Source organism: Williamsia sp. D3 (genome assembly GCF_000506245.1).
In the GTDB taxonomy this organism is placed as follows: Bacteria; Actinomycetota; Actinomycetes; order Mycobacteriales; family Mycobacteriaceae; genus Williamsia; species Williamsia muralis.
On sequence record NZ_AYTE01000003.1, the window covers coordinates 156,542 to 172,444 of the forward strand.

Annotated in this window: 9 protein-coding genes and 4 pseudogenes; 4 read left to right on the top strand and 9 right to left on the bottom strand. The window is 65.4% G+C overall.

The annotated features are described in order from the left end of the window. Positions 1–4: 4 nt before the first annotated feature. Both W823_RS33030 and W823_RS33035 read right to left on the bottom strand, forming a co-directional pair. A complete protein-coding gene (locus W823_RS33030) occupies positions 5–1,633 on the bottom strand; it encodes an AMP-binding protein (RefSeq protein WP_031331182.1) in 1,629 nt (542 codons plus the stop codon). Between the two features lie 83 nt (positions 1,634–1,716). Further along, positions 1,717–2,910 carry an NADH:flavin oxidoreductase gene (locus tag W823_RS33035; RefSeq protein WP_023954434.1) on the bottom strand — a complete coding sequence of 398 codons (1,194 nt, stop codon included), beginning with the start codon at positions 2,908–2,910 and terminating at the stop codon, positions 1,717–1,719. Positions 2,911–3,100: 190 nt separating this feature from the next. On the opposite strand from W823_RS33035, the gene W823_RS33040 reads away from it, so the two are divergent. Next, positions 3,101–4,762, top strand: coding sequence for a class I adenylate-forming enzyme family protein (locus W823_RS33040; RefSeq protein ID WP_023954435.1), 1,662 nt, complete (start codon positions 3,101–3,103; stop codon positions 4,760–4,762). A 133-nt stretch (positions 4,763–4,895) separates the two neighbouring features. Here W823_RS33040 and W823_RS33045 read toward each other — a convergent pair. The 6 genes and pseudogenes from W823_RS33045 to W823_RS33070 all read right to left on the bottom strand — a co-directional run bounded on the left by W823_RS33045 (position 4,896) and on the right by W823_RS33070 (position 11,417). After that, a pseudogene (locus W823_RS33045) lies at positions 4,896–5,683 on the bottom strand (SDR family NAD(P)-dependent oxidoreductase). A 25-nt stretch (positions 5,684–5,708) separates the two neighbouring features. After that, positions 5,709–6,353: a PaaI family thioesterase gene (locus W823_RS33050; protein WP_023954437.1), complete on the bottom strand. Its 645-nt coding sequence runs from the start codon at positions 6,351–6,353 to the stop codon at positions 5,709–5,711. Then, positions 6,350–7,218, bottom strand: a pseudogene (locus tag W823_RS33055) (MaoC/PaaZ C-terminal domain-containing protein). The gene W823_RS33050 and the pseudogene W823_RS33055 overlap by 4 nt, the downstream one beginning before the upstream one ends. A 34-nt stretch (positions 7,219–7,252) precedes the next feature. Beyond that, the gene (locus W823_RS33060) at positions 7,253–9,442 is read right to left on the bottom strand and encodes an acyl-CoA dehydrogenase (protein ID WP_023954438.1); all 2,190 of its coding nucleotides are present in this window, start codon (positions 9,440–9,442) and stop codon (positions 7,253–7,255) included. A 52-nt stretch (positions 9,443–9,494) separates the two neighbouring features. Then, on the bottom strand, positions 9,495–10,658 hold the full coding sequence (locus tag W823_RS33065) for a steroid 3-ketoacyl-CoA thiolase (protein WP_023954439.1): 1,164 nt from the start codon (positions 10,656–10,658) through the stop codon (positions 9,495–9,497). Between the two features lie 144 nt (positions 10,659–10,802). Further along, positions 10,803–11,417, bottom strand: a complete 615-nt coding sequence (locus tag W823_RS33070; protein ID WP_030165775.1) for a TetR/AcrR family transcriptional regulator — start codon at positions 11,415–11,417, stop codon at positions 10,803–10,805. A gap of 161 nt (positions 11,418–11,578) precedes the next feature. Here W823_RS33070 and W823_RS33075 point away from each other — a divergent pair. Further along, a pseudogene (locus tag W823_RS33075) lies at positions 11,579–13,122 on the top strand (FAD-dependent oxidoreductase). A gap of 17 nt (positions 13,123–13,139) precedes the next feature. Here the strand turns inward: W823_RS33075 and hsaA are convergent. Then, positions 13,140–14,307: pseudogene (gene hsaA, locus W823_RS33080) on the bottom strand (3-hydroxy-9,10-secoandrosta-1,3,5(10)-triene-9,17-dione monooxygenase oxygenase subunit). A gap of 175 nt (positions 14,308–14,482) precedes the next feature. Here hsaA and W823_RS33085 point away from each other — a divergent pair. Further along, entirely contained in the window at positions 14,483–15,646 is a 1,164-nt protein-coding gene (locus W823_RS33085) for a Rieske 2Fe-2S domain-containing protein (RefSeq protein ID WP_023954443.1), read from the top strand. After that, positions 15,624–15,878: a hypothetical protein gene (locus W823_RS33090; RefSeq protein WP_023954444.1), complete on the top strand. Its 255-nt coding sequence runs from the start codon at positions 15,624–15,626 to the stop codon at positions 15,876–15,878. The genes W823_RS33085 and W823_RS33090 overlap by 23 nt, the downstream gene beginning before the upstream one ends. Positions 15,879–15,903 lie beyond the last annotated feature (25 nt).

The window sequence follows — 15,903 nt, forward strand, 5'->3', positions numbered from 1 at the left end:
GGAGTCAGAGGAAGCGAGCGCGACCGTGGCCGCGGAAGTCCTGCTCGAGCGCTCGGCGATCGGCGTCGGTCATCAGCGTGTACCGGGGCGTTCCTCGACCCACCCAGTGGAACACCGGCTCCTCACACCGCCAGCCCTCGGACTGCAGTGCACGCTTGAGCACCTTGTTCGACCCGGTGACCGGGAGGTCGGTCGACACCCGGACGAACCGGGGTGCCGCCTTGGTTCCGAGATCTGCTTGCGCCGCGAGGTATTCGGCAAACTCATCGGGGTCGAAGTCGGCCAGGTCGGCCACTTCGACGGCTGCCATCACCTGGTCACCGGATCGGGGGTCCGGGACTGCGAACACACCGGTGGCAATCACCTTGGGGTGGCGACGCAGGATGTGCTCGATCATCAGGGCAGAGGTGTTCTCCCCGTCCACCCGAATCCAGTCCCCTTTGCGGCCGGCGAAGTAAAGGAATCCGGCTTCGTCGACATATCCCAGGTCGCCAGTCCAGTACCAGCCGTGGCGGATTCGCTCGGCGACCGCCGATTCGTTCTTGTAGTAGCCCTCGAATCGCGCGGCACCTGCCTTGTCGATCATCTCCCCGATGGCAACATCGGGGTTGACGACATGGCCGTGCTCGTCCAGCACCGCGCGTGGACACTCCTGCAGTGTCTCCGGGTCGACGATGACAACGTTGTCGTTGGCCGGCCGACCCAGCGCTCCGGCGGGCGCATCGGGATCGAGCTTCACCGAGCCTGCGCCCTCGCTCGAGCCGTATGCCTCGTACAGCTTCGCCCCGAAACGGCGGACGAACTCGGCCTTGTCACCGGGGGACGCCTCCGTCCCGAACCCGTGGGTCAGCGTGTTCACATGGTCATCGGGCGATTCCTCGGTGGACATCAGGTAACCGAGCGCCTTGCCCACGTACGTGAAATACGTTGCCCCGTAATATCGAACGTCCGACATGAAGCCCGAGGCCGTGAACTTCGGCACCAGGGCCACCGTGGCACCCTGAGACAGGGCCGGTGCCCACAGACCCATCAACGCGTTGCCGTGGAACAGCGGCATGCAGCAATAGCAGACGTCGTCCCTGTCGATGTCGTACTTCGCGCAGTTCGAGTAGGCCAGCCGGGTGATCCGACCCTGGCTGCACCGCACGGCTTTTGACATGCCGGTGGTGCCCGAGGTGAACAGCAGCAGAAACAGCGTGGTGGCGTCGACATCCTCTGCCACGGAGGGTTCGGTGGCGTGCTCGGACACCGTGTTGATGTACGAATCGGCGTCGACCATGACAAATCTGCCGTCGGTGAGGCCCAGGTCGAGGCCCGCGAGCTTCTCCCGTCCTTTGTGGTCTGTGACGATGAGCTGGCAGTCGACGTAGCGGACCTCGGCCTCGAGTTCTCGGCCTCGGCGGGTCGGGTTGATGCCGACGATGGTGGCCCCGGTCAACGCCGCTGCACCCAGCCAGAACACGAACTCGGGAGTGTTCTCCAGCAGGACCCCGATGTGGAAGGGACCGGGCCGTCGCAGCGACTGCGCCAGCGCGCCGCGTGCCGCGCTCTCCCGCACCACCTCATCCCAGGTCCAGTCCCGGGCGCGGGTACGCAGCCCGAGGTGCTGGTCGCCTACCCGCTCCATCAGCATCCGGGCGACGTCAGGGTGGTGGGTTGTCGCTGAGGATGCCGCCGAGCCGGCGTCGGTGGTGGTCGGGTTCAAGACATCAGTCCTCATCGTGGACGCAGCACACAGTGTGTGCCGCCGTAGATCGCCGTCATGCATTTGTTGTTGTGATTACACAGGCCCGGCGAGTGGGTGTCAGCGGAAATCCGGTTCACGAGGTCGGGCTCACGGAGCAGCGCCCTGGCGACGGCCACGAACTGGAAGCCCTCCCTCATCGCGAGGTCCATGGTTTCGCGGCCGGTGATCCCACCGAGCAGGACCAGGGGCATCTTCACGGCTTCGCGGATGTGCCGGGCGTCGTCGAGGAGATAGGCGTCCTTGTACGGGTACTCCTTCAGGAAGTGTTTGCCCACCAGCTGGATTCCCAATTTGGTCGGCTGTGGCATCACGGCGGCGAAGTCGCGCAGAGGCGCGTCACCCTTGAACAGATACATCGGGTTGAGCAGTGAACTGCCCGCGGTGAGTTCGAGCGCGTCCAGGGATCCGTCTTGCTCGAGCCACTGCGCAACCTGGATGGCTTCGTCGACCCAGAATCCACCGGGCACACCGTCGTCCATGTTCAGTTTGGCCAGGATCGCGATCCTGTCGCCGACGGCGTCGCGCACCGCACGAGCGACCTCACGGGCGAAACGCGCCCGGTTCTTCAGGGACCCGCCATAGTCGTCTTTGCGCTTGTTCACCCGTGGACTCAGGAATGAGCTGACCAGGTAGTTGTGACCGAAATGGAGCTCGACGGCGTCGAAACCGGTCTCGATGGCGCGGCGTGCGGCATCCGCGTGTGCCTCAACGATCCGTGTGATGTCCGCCGTGGAGGCCGGTTTCGAGAAGTTCTGTGTGGTCATCCGGAAGGCGCGGGAAGGCCCTAGAGCAGGTGTACCAAGGTATTTCGAGCCTGCCACCGGGCCGGCGTGACCGATCTGAGCAGACACCGCCGAACCTTCGTCGTGGATGGCATCGGTGAGCTTGCGCAGACCTGGCATGGCCTCATCGCGCCAGTAGATCTGGGCGGGCGAGGTCCGGCCCTCGTACGACACCGCGCAGTAAGCAACGGTTGTCATCCCGACGCCACCTGCGGCCGGACGGCGATGGAATTCGATCAATTCGTCGGTGACAAGCCCTTTGGGGGTCAGACCCTCAAAGGTGGCGGCCTTGATGACCCGGTTACGTAGGGAGATCGGCCCCAATTTTGCCGGTGCAAGCGGATCGGCGTGCACCGGGGGAAACCCGAGTTCTGTGGTCATGATGATATTCCTCCAGCTGCGAGACTGGGCCGAACCGTATCGCCGCCCACCGATACCGAACAGGCAAGTCTCGGTGAGTGGTAACGGTCACCATGAATACGTGGCGCCATGACATTTTGTGACCAGAATCCCAGTCCCGATGAGCAGCCCGAGCGTGGCGAGCACAGCAGTACTACCGAAAGGCCTCCGCATGACTGCGTCCACCGATCTCCAGCAGCATCTTGATCAGGTGATGGCCCGCCTGGTCGGCCCGGGAGGGCCGTTCGAGCTGGTCGACGAGGAGGTCCTCGGTGCCAGCATGTCGGTGATGAAACACCGCAGGCGCGCCGTGGCCGAACTGCTCCCGTTGTCGGCGACATGGGGGACAAAGGATTACCTCGTCACCACCGACCGACGGATCTCCTACGCCGACCATCTGGCTGCAGTTGCCGCCCTGGCAGCTGGGTTCGCCGAGAGGTACGGGGTGGGCAAGGGCGACCGCGTCGCAATCCTGGCGGCGAACACCCCGGAGTGGGTCATGACCTTCTGGGCCACACAGTCGCTCGGGGCCATCACCGTTGGCCTCAACGGCTGGTGGGTGCCTCGCGAGGTCATCTATGGAGTCGAGCACAGCAGACCGAAGGTACTGGTGGTCGACGCCAAAAGGGCTGCCGCCCTGCCGGAACTGCCGGACACCGTCACCGTCCTGACCATGGAAGACGACCTCCCCGCGCTGATCGCGGAGTTCAGCGGCGCCGACCTCCCGACCGTCGACATCGACGAAGACGACCCATCGGTGATCCTCTACACCAGCGGTACCAGTGGACGCCCGAAGGGCGCTCTGCACTCACAGCGCAACCTCCTGGCGGTCGTGGACTACCAACGGTTCGCCGAAGCGTTCACGGCCGAGCTACGCGGACAGACTCCTGACCCGTCTGCGCCCAGCTCTGCACGCCACCTGCTGACCTCGCCGCTGTTCCATATCGCGAGTCTGCACAATCTCGTGGTCCCGCGCCTGGCGACCGGCGGCACGGTCGTGATGAATCAGGGTGCCTTCGACGCCGACACCGTGCTCGGGCTCATCGAACGTGAACGGGTCACCAATTGGGGTGCCGTGCCCACCATGGCCACCCGGCTCCTCGAGCACGACAACGTAGAGAAGTACGACCTCTCGTCCCTGGCGTCGTTTGCATTGGCTTCGGCGCCGTCATCGGTGGCGTTCAAAGAACGCTTGCAGGAGAAGTTCCCCTTCGCTCGCGGCGCGCTGGTCGACAGCTACGGCCTCACCGAGTGCAGCACTGCCATCGCCGTCGCGACCCCAGCCGACATCGAAGCCTTCCCCGGGACACTCGGAAGGCCGATCATCACCGTCAGCATGGAGATCCGCGATGCGTCAGGAGACCCGGTGCCCGACGGGACCGAGGGAGAGGTCTGCGTGCGCAGCCCGTTCGTGATGCTCGGCTACTGGGAAGACGAGCAGGCCACAGCAGCCGCCATCGCCCCAGGGCGCTGGCTTCGCACAGGCGATTTCGGCTTGATCGACAACGGCAGGCTGCGGCTCACCGGCCGCCGGTCGGACCTGATCCTGCGCGGCGGCGAGAATGTCTACCCGACAGAGATCGAGCAGTGTCTCGACGAACATCCGGACGTGGCCGAATGCGCCGTGGTTGGCGTACCGCATCCGGACCTCGGCCAGGAGGTGGCCGCAGTGGTGGTGACCCGCCCTGGATCCACCACCACCGAGGACGGATTACGCGCCTTCGCAGCCGAACGACTCTCGTACTACAAGGTCCCGACGCAGTGGCGGATCACCGACCAGCCGTTGCCGCGCAACGCAACCGGGAAGATGATGCGTAGGCAGATCGCGTTGTGAGTTCTCCGGCGCCGGTGGTCAACCGCCGGCGCCGGACCTCGCGGGTCCAGATGCACACAAGATGCCCCGCAACGTCACATCCGGCCGGACGACCCCGACTTGTGTGCAACCAGGCTCTCTCAGAGGGCAGCGCCTAGTCGACTGCCGGCGCCCACTGCACACCGTTGATGTGCGCACCGCCGTCGACGAACAGTGTGTTTCCGGTCAGGTACCGGCTGGCGTCGCCGGCCAGGAACACCGCAACGGGTCCGATGTCCTCGAGCGGGTCACCGATTCGGCCCATCGGATTGGCTGAAGCCATCGCCGAAGCCATCTGCGGATTCCCATCAGCCATGCGCCGATATGCCTCACTCTGGGCACCGGGGCAGATGACGTTGCAGCACACCTGTTTTGGCGCCCACTCGCGGGCGGCGGTGCGGGTCAGGGTGCGCAGTGCCTCTTTGGCTGCGTTGTACTGCACCGAGTACATGTGCGCGTTCACTCCGTTGAGGGAGCACAGATTGATGACCCGCCCGGCACCGTGCCGCTGCAATTCGGGCAGCGCAGCCTTCATCGCCCAGAATGCCGCCATCACGGCCATGTCGAAACCGCCACGCATCTGGTCGTCGGTCATGTTCTCCAGCCGCGCGTAACCCGACCCTCGCCAAGCGTTGTTGACCAGGACGTCGAGCCTGCCGAAACGGCGCACAGCGGCGTCGACCATTCCGACGACCTGCGCCTTGTCTGTGACGTCGGTGGACACGAATTCCGCCTCCGCACCCCACTCGTCCCGCAACCACGCCGCGGTGGCTTCACCTGCCGTGCGGTCGATCTCGGCAACCATCACCGATGCACCCTCGCGTGCGAGCGCCCCGGCGACACCCTTGCCGATCCCCATACCGGCGCCGGTGACCACGCCACCCTTCCGTTCAGTGTGGCCATGACACACCCCTTCATCGGCCCGCACCTATCGAGGGCGCGGCACCGTCTTGTCGATGAACAGTGCCTCGACCGAGACACATACGGTGCCGTCGGCAGTGCGAATGTCGCCGACGGTATTGATCTTGATCCCCTCTTCGGCGACCATCCGGCCGCTCACGCTCAGCGGTTCGAACAGAGGCGTAGGACGGTGGTAGCGGACGTTGAGTTGTGCTGTGGCACCGCTACGGCCCGCCCAGGCATTCGCCACACCGAGGGTGTGGTCGAGAAGCATTGCTGCCACGCCGCCATGAAGGTGTCCGGGTGGTCCCTGGTATGGAAAAGTCAGTGTCACTTCACCTTCTACTGAACCGTCCTTGCGGCCGGCCAGTGTCAGCGGCGGCGCAATCGCATTCTCTGGTCCGGTGACCGGGTCGTGACGGGTGACGCCCTCGCCGTGCCACATGTCGATCAGCCGCTCGGCGATCTCCGGCGAGTGTTCCTCGAGGTGCTCGGCGATGTTGTCCAGCTCCTCGGCGACCCGTTGCAGATTGGCATTCGTCCGGTCCGTGCGCAACAGGGCGTCCACGACCCGACGCGCCGCAGCCGTGGCGCGGTCGACGGGCCGGTCCTGAGGCGCCGAGGTGAGCACGGTTCCGTCAGGCGCATTACCGACGGTGGGGTGAAGGGTCATCGGATCTCCATGTGGGCGTGTGTCAATACCGCCTGACCATCACGGTCCGGGCAGGCAGCGTGCAGGATGAGCCGGTTGTCCTCGCGCCACACCGATGTCTCGATGGCCTCACCGGGATAGATCGAACCGGCGAAGCGCGCCGAAAAAGTCTCTACGGCATCGGCATCACCGCCGAGGATGTCATCGACGACGGCCTTACAGACCACACCGTAGGATGCCAGGCCGTGCAGGATGGGCCGATCGAAACCGGCGTGCGCGGCGAAATCCGGATCCGCGTGCAGCGGGTTCATGTCGCCGCTGAGACGGTAGACGAGGGCTTGTCGGGCGGTGGTCTGCGACCTGAGGACCTTGTCCGGCGCACGGTCCGGGGCGACTGCGGACGTCTCGGGGGCCGCGGGGCCTCCGAATCCTCCCTCACCCCTGGCCCAGATCTGCATCCCGCTGGTCCACAACGGGTTCCCGTCCACGTCGCGGCCGCCTGCTCCAAGACGATGACCGCCGCCTTGCCCTTGTCCCAAACATCCGCGACGCGGGAGGACAGTACCCCTGACCCCGAAGCGGGGATGGGGCCGTGCATCGTGAGCGACTGACCGCCGTGCAGGATCTTGCGGAGATCGATGTCGATTCCCGGCAGGTTCATCCCGGGCGGTGCGATGTCCCCCGCCGAAACACCCTGTCCCGCAACCATGGCGAACGTAGGGAGCACGCTGATGTTCTTCTCGTACACCCAGCGCAATTCCGCCGGATCGACGGGATCGGCGCCCGCACCGATCCCGAGGTGATACAGCAACACGTCCCGCTCGGTCCAGGACACCTCTCGAACGGAGGGCTCAGCGGCCAGTGCTGCGAGTCGATCGATAGCCACGGTCAGGGCTCCTTTGTGGTGCGAACGGGTTGCCTCACTGGCCGGGCGCGGGGTCGCGAGGTAGGCGGAGGATCCGCTCACCGATGATGTTCAGCTGGACGTTGGTGGTACCACCGGCGATGGACAGACACTGCGAGTTCAGGAACTGCTGCGTGGGCGACCACCGGTCCTGTTCTCCGAGTAGCGCATCAGGCCCGGTCCACTCCATCGCCACCTCCCAGATCTGCTGGATGTGCTCGACGCCCAGCAGCTTGGCGATGGACGACTCGGCTCCGGGTTGTCCTCCGGCGAGCGAGCGCAGTGTGGTCCGGAGCGCCATCAAGCCGCCAGACTGTGCGTCGCACAGCACTTTTCCGAGAACGGTCAGCTGCTCGTCGTCGAGACCACCGGGCAACGACGCGGCCAGGTTCAGCAGCGTTTCCCCACCCGATCCCAACGACGAGTCGTTCGACAGTGAGACCCGTTCGTTCGCCAGTGTGGTGCGCGCGAGCTTCCAGCCTTCGCCGGGCTCGCCGACGAGGCAGTCGTCGGGGACGAACACGTCGTCGAGGAACACTTCGTTGAACAGTGACTCGCCGGTGATCTCGCGCAGTGGCCTGATGTCGAGGCCAGGACTGTTCTGGATGTCGACCAGGAAGTACGACAAACCTTTGTGTTTCGCGGCGTCGCCGTCCGTGCGGGCCAGGCAGATGCCCCAGTGGGCGTCGCGCGCACCGGACGTCCACACCTTTTGTCCCTGCAGTCTCCAGCCGCCGTCGACCTTGGTGGCCTTGGTGCTCAGCCCGGCAAGGTCCGATCCGGCCCCTGGTTCGGAGAACAGCTGACACCAGACGATGTCGCCCCGTAGAGACGGCGGCACGAAGCGCTGCAGTTGCTGGTCGTCTCCATGGGCGATCAGCGTCGGGACCACCCAGTTGCCGATGATCATGTCGTGCGGCTCCAGAGCCGCCGCGCGCAATTCCTCGGCGATGACCAACTGCGTCACCGCGTCGGCCCCCTTACCCCATGGCTCGGCGAAATGCGGTGCGGTATAACCTCTGTCGGCCAGGTAGCTTGCTCGCTCACTCGTGTCCAGCGACGTGGCGTCGGCCAGCTCTGACCGGATGTCGGCACGGATAGCCTCGGCCTCCGCAGGCAAGTCGATGCCGAGTACCCGACGGACCCCATCGATCGTCAGGCTCGCCACCCGTCGTCGCCAGATGGCGGTGGATCCGAGCAGGATCCGGAGGGATTGGGCGCGTCGCATGTACAGGTGAGCGTCGTGTTCCCAGGTGTACCCGATGCCGCCGAGGATCTGGATGCAGTCCTTGGTGACGGTGAAGGCCGCCTCCGGGGCCACGGCCCCTGCGACAGCGGAGGCCAACGACGCCTCGGATCGGTTTGTCGGCGGCTCCATCGCGCGGGCGGCGTCCCACGCGGTCACCCGGGCCTGCTCGGTGGAGGCGAGCATCCGCGCGGCCTTGTGCTTGACACCCTGGAACTGACCGATGGTCCGGCCGAATTGCTGTCGTACCCGGGCATATTCAGCCGCGGTGTTGGTGGCCCAGCCGGCCAGACCTGCGGCTTCTGCAGAGAACAGTGTCGACGCGAGGTCGAGTACCCGCTGCGGATCGAGATCGAGGACGTCTTCGGGGTCGAGTTCCACGTTCTCGGCCTCGATCTGCGCATTTCGTCGCACGAGATCGTGACTGGGCAGTTCTGTCACCGATACTTGGTCGCGGCGAACCACCACAAACGCACGGTCGCCGTTGTCGTCGGCGGCCACCAAGAACAGGTCTGCAACCTGACCACCGAGAACGTGACCAGATCTTCCGGCCAGTGTCACGGTGTCGCCGTCGCGGATCAGCCGCAGTGAGCCTGGTTGCAGCGCAACGCTAGCCATCATGGAACCGTCGGCAAGAGATGCCAGATCGGCGGTACGTCCGGCCTCGTGGAGAACCGCCGACACGATGACGGTCGGCAAGAACGGCCCGGGCACCATCGATCGACCGAGCTCTTCGGTGACAATGGCCAGTTCCACGAATCCGGCTCCCGCTCCGCCGAATTCTTCCGGCAGGTGCAGTCCCAGCATGCCGAGTTCCGCCAGCGAGTTCCAAAAGACGGGCCGATCTTCGGATTTGGCTTCGACGGCATCGCGTATCACCGCGGGCGTGGCGTGGCGTTCCGCCCACCCCCGCACCGAATCGCGCAGGTCGCGGTGGTCGTCGCTGAGTTCAATTCCCATATTGGTTCAAATTCCTGTCGTGCGCGGTGTCCGCCGGGCATCCGGCGAGTTGTCAGATGCGTTCGATGATGGTGGCGGTCGAGAGCGCTCCGCCGGCGCACATCGTGATCAGCGCGGTGGACTTGTTGCTGCGTTCGAGTTCATGCAGCGCGGTGGTGATCAACCGCGATCCGGTGGATCCGACCGGATGGCCCAGCGCGATGGCTCCGCCGTTCACGTTGACCTTGGCCATGTCGACTTCGTGCACCTGCGCCCACGAGAGCACCACCGAGGCGAAGGCCTCGTTGATCTCGACGATGTCGATGTCGCCCAACGACATTCCCGACTTCTCGAGTACGGCCCGGGTGGAGTCGACCGGTCCATCAAGGTGGTAGTACGGATCGGCGCCGACCATGGTGGACGCGACGATCCGGGCCCGTGGCCGCAGACCCGACCGGGCCGCCTTGTCCTCGCTCACCAGCATCACGGCTGCGGCGCCGTCGCTGACCTGAGACGAGTTGCCCGCGGTGTGCATGCCGTTCTCGATGACCGGCTTGAGTGCCGCAAGCCCTTCGGCGGTGGTCTCGCGCAGGCCACCATCGTGGGTGACCGTGGCGATCTCGCCGCTCGGGGTGCCTTGCTTGTCGACGACGGGCGCCTCGACCGGCACGATCTCCCGCTCGAATCGGCCCTCGGCCCAGGCGGCGGCTGCGCGCTGTTGCGAGAGGAGGCCGAGTGCGTCGACATCCCCGCGTTTGATGCCACGTCGTTCGGCGATGCGCTCGGCCGAGGTGAACTGATCCCGCATGTCGATTGCCCAGTCATCGGGGTACGGGTTGCCCGTTTCGGGAGTGTTGGCCTGCCCGAGGAAGACCCGACTCATCACCTCGACGCCACAGGCGATCCCCGCGTCGATCTGGCCGGAGGCGATCAGTCCGGCGACGATGTGGACGGCCTGCTGCGAGGAGCTGCACGCGCAATCGATCGTGGTCGCGGCCGTGGTGTACGGCAGGCCGGCGTGCAGCCACGCCTGACGGGTGACGTTGTTGGACTGTTCCCCGGCCTGGGTGACGCAGCCGCCGACCAACTGGCCGATGTCGCCGGCGGGCAGGCCGGTCCGGTCGAGTACCGCCTGCTGAGCTGCGCCCAGCAAGACGGCCGGGTGCACCCCCGACAACGCTCCCCGGCGTCGGCCGATCGGCGTGCGGGCTGCTTCCACGATGACAACGTTGCTCATTCTGGCTCCTTCGACTGGCCTGAGCCGAACGAGCGGCGTCAGATTTCTAGAATGTATTCTAGTTCCGACGATTCAGCAATGCGCACAATCGCCTGCATTCCTGGAGAGCCCCCTACCGCGGCGCGCGGCGAGCAAGAATGTATTTCAGTACAAGTTCGTGGACAACCGCGTCAGCAGGAGGTCGCACGCGGTACGAATGTCCGACTCGGCATCCGGGATGGAGATGCGGCCGTTGAGGCACGACTGGATGACGCCCAGCCAGAGCTGCATCATCAACCGGACCGCGGTGGAATCGTCCTCGGACGGATTCTCGATGCCCGCGGCCTCGAGCAGGATCTGGTGGAACACGCGGTCCACCTTCCCCGCGTCCGGCACGGTGGCGGCGTTGGCCGTGCTGTTCGACTGGATCATCGCAGTGGAGAGCGCGGGGCGGCGAAGCAGCGCACGGGTCGCTCGGACCAGTACCTCGTAGATCGCATCCGGACCCTGACCCGCGGGTGGTCGCCTGTCGAGGTTGTCCCTGATCTGATCGATCTGCTCCACCATGACGGCGACGAACAGATGTGTCTTGGACGGAAAGTACCGGTAGAGCGTGCCGATCGCGACACCCGCACGCTTGGCCACCTCGTGCATCTGAACCCGCGCCAGCTCTTTCTCGGTCGCGAGTTCGGCCGCGGCCTCCAGCATCCGCACATGACGGGCCCGCTGATCGTCGGAACTGGGTTCCGCCGCGTCCCTCGCCTCGCCAATTCTCGGCAACGTCCATCTCCCGTCGTGCGACACCAACATCATGTGGTGACTGACTCTCTCATCACCGTAGGAAATTGCGCACTTTTCCCGGTGAGTGGGACCTGCGGAGCAATGCCCCGCGTATTGGGATTGCGTGAAAACGAACGACAGACCCGATGGAGGCAATGACGATGCAGGACTGGACCATCCGATGCGACGTACTGGTCGTCGGTTCCGGCGGCGGCGCCCTGACCGGCGCATACACGGCGGCGGCACAGGGCCTCGACACGGTCGTCCTGGAGAAGACCAGCCTGTTCGGTGGCACATCTGCCTATTCGGGCGCGCTGTGTGGCTGCCGGCAACGGCCGTGCAGGAACGGGCCCGGATCGGCGACACCCCAGAGAAGGCGCGCACCTATCTGCGCGCCGTGGTCGGAGACAACGACGTCGATCGCCAGGAGGCCTACCTGGCCACCGCTCCGACCCTCGTCGACTTCCTCGAGAGCGACCCGAACATCGAGTTCGAATGGCGGGCTTTCCCCGACTACTACCGCGCCCCGGGCAGGATGGACGCCGGCCGGGCGATCAATCCCCTCGATCTGCCCAGCGCCGAGATCGGCGACCTACGTGAATTGATCCGGCCCGAACCCGATGTCGATCGGGCCGGCCGATCACATCCCGACGAAACCCTGATCGGTGGACGTGCACTCATCGGCCGTTTGCTCCTGGCGTTGCGAGGGACCGGCCACGCCGATCTCCGTACCGGCACCGCGGCCCGCCGACTCATCGTCGACGATGGACGGGTCGTCGGGGTCGAGGCCGTCACCGCGACCGGCGAGACCTTCTCCATCCGCGCCGACCGCGGCGTCCTCCTCGCTGCCGGCGGCATCGAGAGCAATGCGGAATTGCGAGCGGCCAACGGCACACCCGGCCGCGCCGCATGGACGATGGGCCCCAACGGTGCCAACACGGGTGACCTCATCCGGGCGGCAGTGGATGCGGGCGCCGACACCGCCCTTCTCGACGAGGCGTGGTGGTGCCCGGGCGTCGAGATGCCGGACGGCTCCGGCGCTTTCATGGTCTGCGTCCGCGGCGGCATCTTGGTCGACGGATCGGGCGAACGGTACCTCAACGAGTCACTCCCCTACGACCAATTCGGTCGGGCCATGATCGCCCGGGGCGCCGACTCCGCCATCCCCTCGTATTTCGTCTTCGACTCCGCCGAAGGTGGCCCGGTGCTGCCGGCCATCTCGATCCCCCAGGCATCGGCCGCAGAACATCTCGACGCCGGCACCTGGGTCCAGGCGGACACGATCGAGGCGCTCGCAGACAAGATCGGCGTTCCCTCCGGCACGCTGCGCCGCACGGTCGAGCAGTTCAACGGCTACGCCAAGGCCGGGGTCGACGAGCAGTTCCGACGCGGCGAAGACCCCTACGACACGTTCTTCTGCCGACCGAGCAAGGCTGCAGAAGCACCCAACGCGGCCTTGCGGCCGATCTCCACCGGACCCTTCTATGCGGCCCGGATCATCCTCAGCGACCTCGGCACCAAGGGAGGTGTGCGAACCGATGTCGACGGCCGCGCGCTACGTCAGGATGGCACTGCCATCGACGGCCTCTACGCGGCCGGTAACACGAGTGCTTCACTCAGCGGCCGGTTCTATCCGGGACCCGGAGTACCTCTCGGGACCGCGATGGCGTTCGCCTATCGGGCCGTCCAGCACATGATCCGATAACCGATCCCACGCCGGCTTCAGACGAGATTGTCCTCGACGGGCAGCCCAAATGCGCCGCGGCCGTATAGGGCCAGTGCACGTTCTGGCTCGTTGGCGACGTGGACGCTGCCGGCATGGGCGTCCCGCCATGCTCGCTCGATGGGGTTGCCGCGGGTCAGCGAATTGCCTCCCGCGGTCTTGAACAGCAGGTCGATCGCCTCGAGCGCGCGCTCGGTGGCTCGCACCTGATCGCGGCGGGCCCGCAGTCGCATCCACATAGGCACATCCTCCCCCGGCGCGTGCGAGGTCCCACATGTCGCGGACGTTGCGATCCATCTGCAGTGTCGCGGCGTCGATCTCGGATGCAGCGCGGGCCACCGACACCTGGGCGACGTGGTCTTCGGCGAATCGTCCGCCGCCGAGACTGAGCCGCACCCGCTCACGCATCACGTTCACGTAGGATTCGTGAGACCCCGCGACCACACCCACGATCGGCGCCGCGATGGCGGAGGTGAAGATCGTGGCAAACGGCAGCCGGTACAGCGGACCTGAGTTGATCTTCTGGCCAGGGCCCCGCAGTTGGGCCGTCTCGTAGTTGCGGATCGTCCGGTATTCGGGCACAAAGGCTTTGGTCACGGTGATCTCGTTGCTCGCGGTGCCCCGCATTCCCACCACGTCCCAGACGTCCTGGACGGTGTAGTCGGCGCGTGGCACGAGCACGGTCATGAAGTCGACCGGCCGGCCCTCTGCCCCGAACTGCAGGGCACCGAGCAGCGCCCACGATGCATGGTCACATCCCGACGAGAACTTCCAGGTACCCGAGAGCTCGTATCCACCCTCCACCGGCAGCAATTGGCCCATCGGCGCGTAGGCCGACGACACGAGTTCGAGCCGGTTGTGGCCCCAGACGTCCTCCTGTGCGCGCTGGTCGAACAGGGCCAGGTGCCACGGGTGCACACCCAGTACCGACACGATCCAGCCCGTGGAACCACAGGCCCCCGAAATGGCGCGCACCACTTCGTAGAACTCGACCGGATCGATCTCCGATCCCCCATACCGCTTGGGCTGCAACATCCTCAGCACGCCGGTGTTCTGCAGATCCTCGATCACGTCGTCGGACACCCGACGTGTCTCGTCGACCACCCGCGCTTGGTCGGCGATGCCGGGCAGCAGGTCTCGGACCGAGTGCAGCGTCTCCTTTGTCATTTTCGAACCCCATCGATGCAGCGCAGTGGTTTCGCGATGGTAGGCCGACGGGCCCGGGCGCCGCATTGACCAGGTCTCGGTTAGTGAGACCTCCGCCGTGAATGTGGCCGTGGTCACCTAGCGTTCGGGTCACAACTGTTCTGCCGCAACTCCTCAAGGAAAGGACGGACGCATCGTGACCACCTCGCAGTCCGAAACAGGTGAGATCCGTGAGATCGACACGGGGGCCCCACCCACACGATTCGCCCGCGGCTGGCACTGCCTCGGCCTCTCCGAATCCTTCAAGGATGGTCGGCCCCATTCCGTCCAGGCATTTGGCACCAAACTCGTGGTATTCGCCGACAGCTCAGGGAAATTGGCCGTCCTCGACGGGTACTGCCGGCACATGGGTGGTGACCTGAGTCAGGGCACCATCAAGGGCGACGAGGTGGCGTGCCCGTTCCACGACTGGCGATGGGGCGCGGGCGGTCGGTGCAAGAAGATCCCGTACGCGCGCCGTGTGCCCCCGGTCGCGAAGACGCGCAGCTGGAAGGTGCTCGACCAGGACGGCATGCTGTTCGTCTGGAACGATCCCGAAGGCAAGCCACCGCCGGCAGATGTGACCATTCCCCGAATCGAGGGAGCGCTCAGCGATGAGTGGTCGGATTGGGTCTGGTACCAGGTCACCGTCGACACCAACTGCCGCGAGGTGGTCGACAACATCGTCGACATGGCCCACTTCTTCTACGTCCACTACTCGTTTCCCACCTACTTCAAGAACGTGTTCGAAGGGCATGTGGCCAGCCAGTTCATGCGTGGCGAGGCCCGTGAGGACATGCGTCCTCACGCCTCTGGACAACCGAAGATGCTCGGGAGTCGTTCGGATGCCACGTACTTCGGCCCCTCCTTCATGATCGACGACCTCGTGTACCAGTACGAGGACCATGACGTCGAGTCCATCCTGATCAACTGCCATTACCCGGTGAGTGCCAACCAGTTCGTGCTGCAGTACGGCATGATCGTCAAGAAATCCAAGCGGCTCGAAGGAGCCGCCGCAGACGAGATGGCCAAGAACTTCGGTGTGTTCATCGCCAAGGGCTTCGAGCAGGACATCGAGATCTGGAAGAACAAGACGCGCATCGAGAACCCGCTGCTGTGCGAGGAGGACGGTCCCGTCTACCAACTACGGCGCTGGTACGAGCAGTTCTATGTCGACGTCGCGGACGTGACACCGGAGATGACCGAACGCTTCGAGTTCGAACTCGACACCACCCGTCCGGTGGAGTCGTGGAAGAAGGAAGTGGAAGCCAACGTCGCCCGGAAGGCCATCGGTTCCGATGCAGCCATTGCAGTGCACTGAGTGTGGGGCAGCGGTTCTCGTCCAGAAGAACAGCTGGGAACACACCTCGGTGCAGTGGAACGACGATGCCCGCGCGGCATGCCGAGAACTCGCCGGTGGTGCTGCCCGCCGCGTGGGGGCGCCGTTGGAGCGATGCCAGACGCTGACCGACGTGATCGAGAACGCCGCCCGCTCCGGTTCCATCCCGGTGGCCGATGACACGCCGGTTCGGCCTCTGGCGCAATCACATTGACAGTCCGTTCCACACTTTCGTCCGC

Bases quoted from the DNA above. Each gene is read 5' to 3' on its own strand.
- W823_RS33030 (WP_031331182.1), bottom strand. From the start codon at position 1,633: ATGCTGATGGAGCGGGTAGGCGACCAGCACCTCGGGCTGCGTACCCGC.
- W823_RS33035 (WP_023954434.1), bottom strand. From the start codon at position 2,910: ATGACCACAGAACTCGGGTTTCCCCCGGTGCACGCCGATCCGCTTGCA.
- W823_RS33040 (WP_023954435.1), top strand. From the start codon at position 3,101: ATGACTGCGTCCACCGATCTCCAGCAGCATCTTGATCAGGTGATGGCC.
- W823_RS33050 (WP_023954437.1), bottom strand. From the start codon at position 6,353: ATGACCCTTCACCCCACCGTCGGTAATGCGCCTGACGGAACCGTGCTC.
- W823_RS33060 (WP_023954438.1), bottom strand. From the start codon at position 9,442: ATGGGAATTGAACTCAGCGACGACCACCGCGACCTGCGCGATTCGGTG.
- W823_RS33065 (WP_023954439.1), bottom strand. From the start codon at position 10,658: ATGAGCAACGTTGTCATCGTGGAAGCAGCCCGCACGCCGATCGGCCGA.
- W823_RS33090 (WP_023954444.1), top strand. From the start codon at position 15,624: ATGCAGCCATTGCAGTGCACTGAGTGTGGGGCAGCGGTTCTCGTCCAG.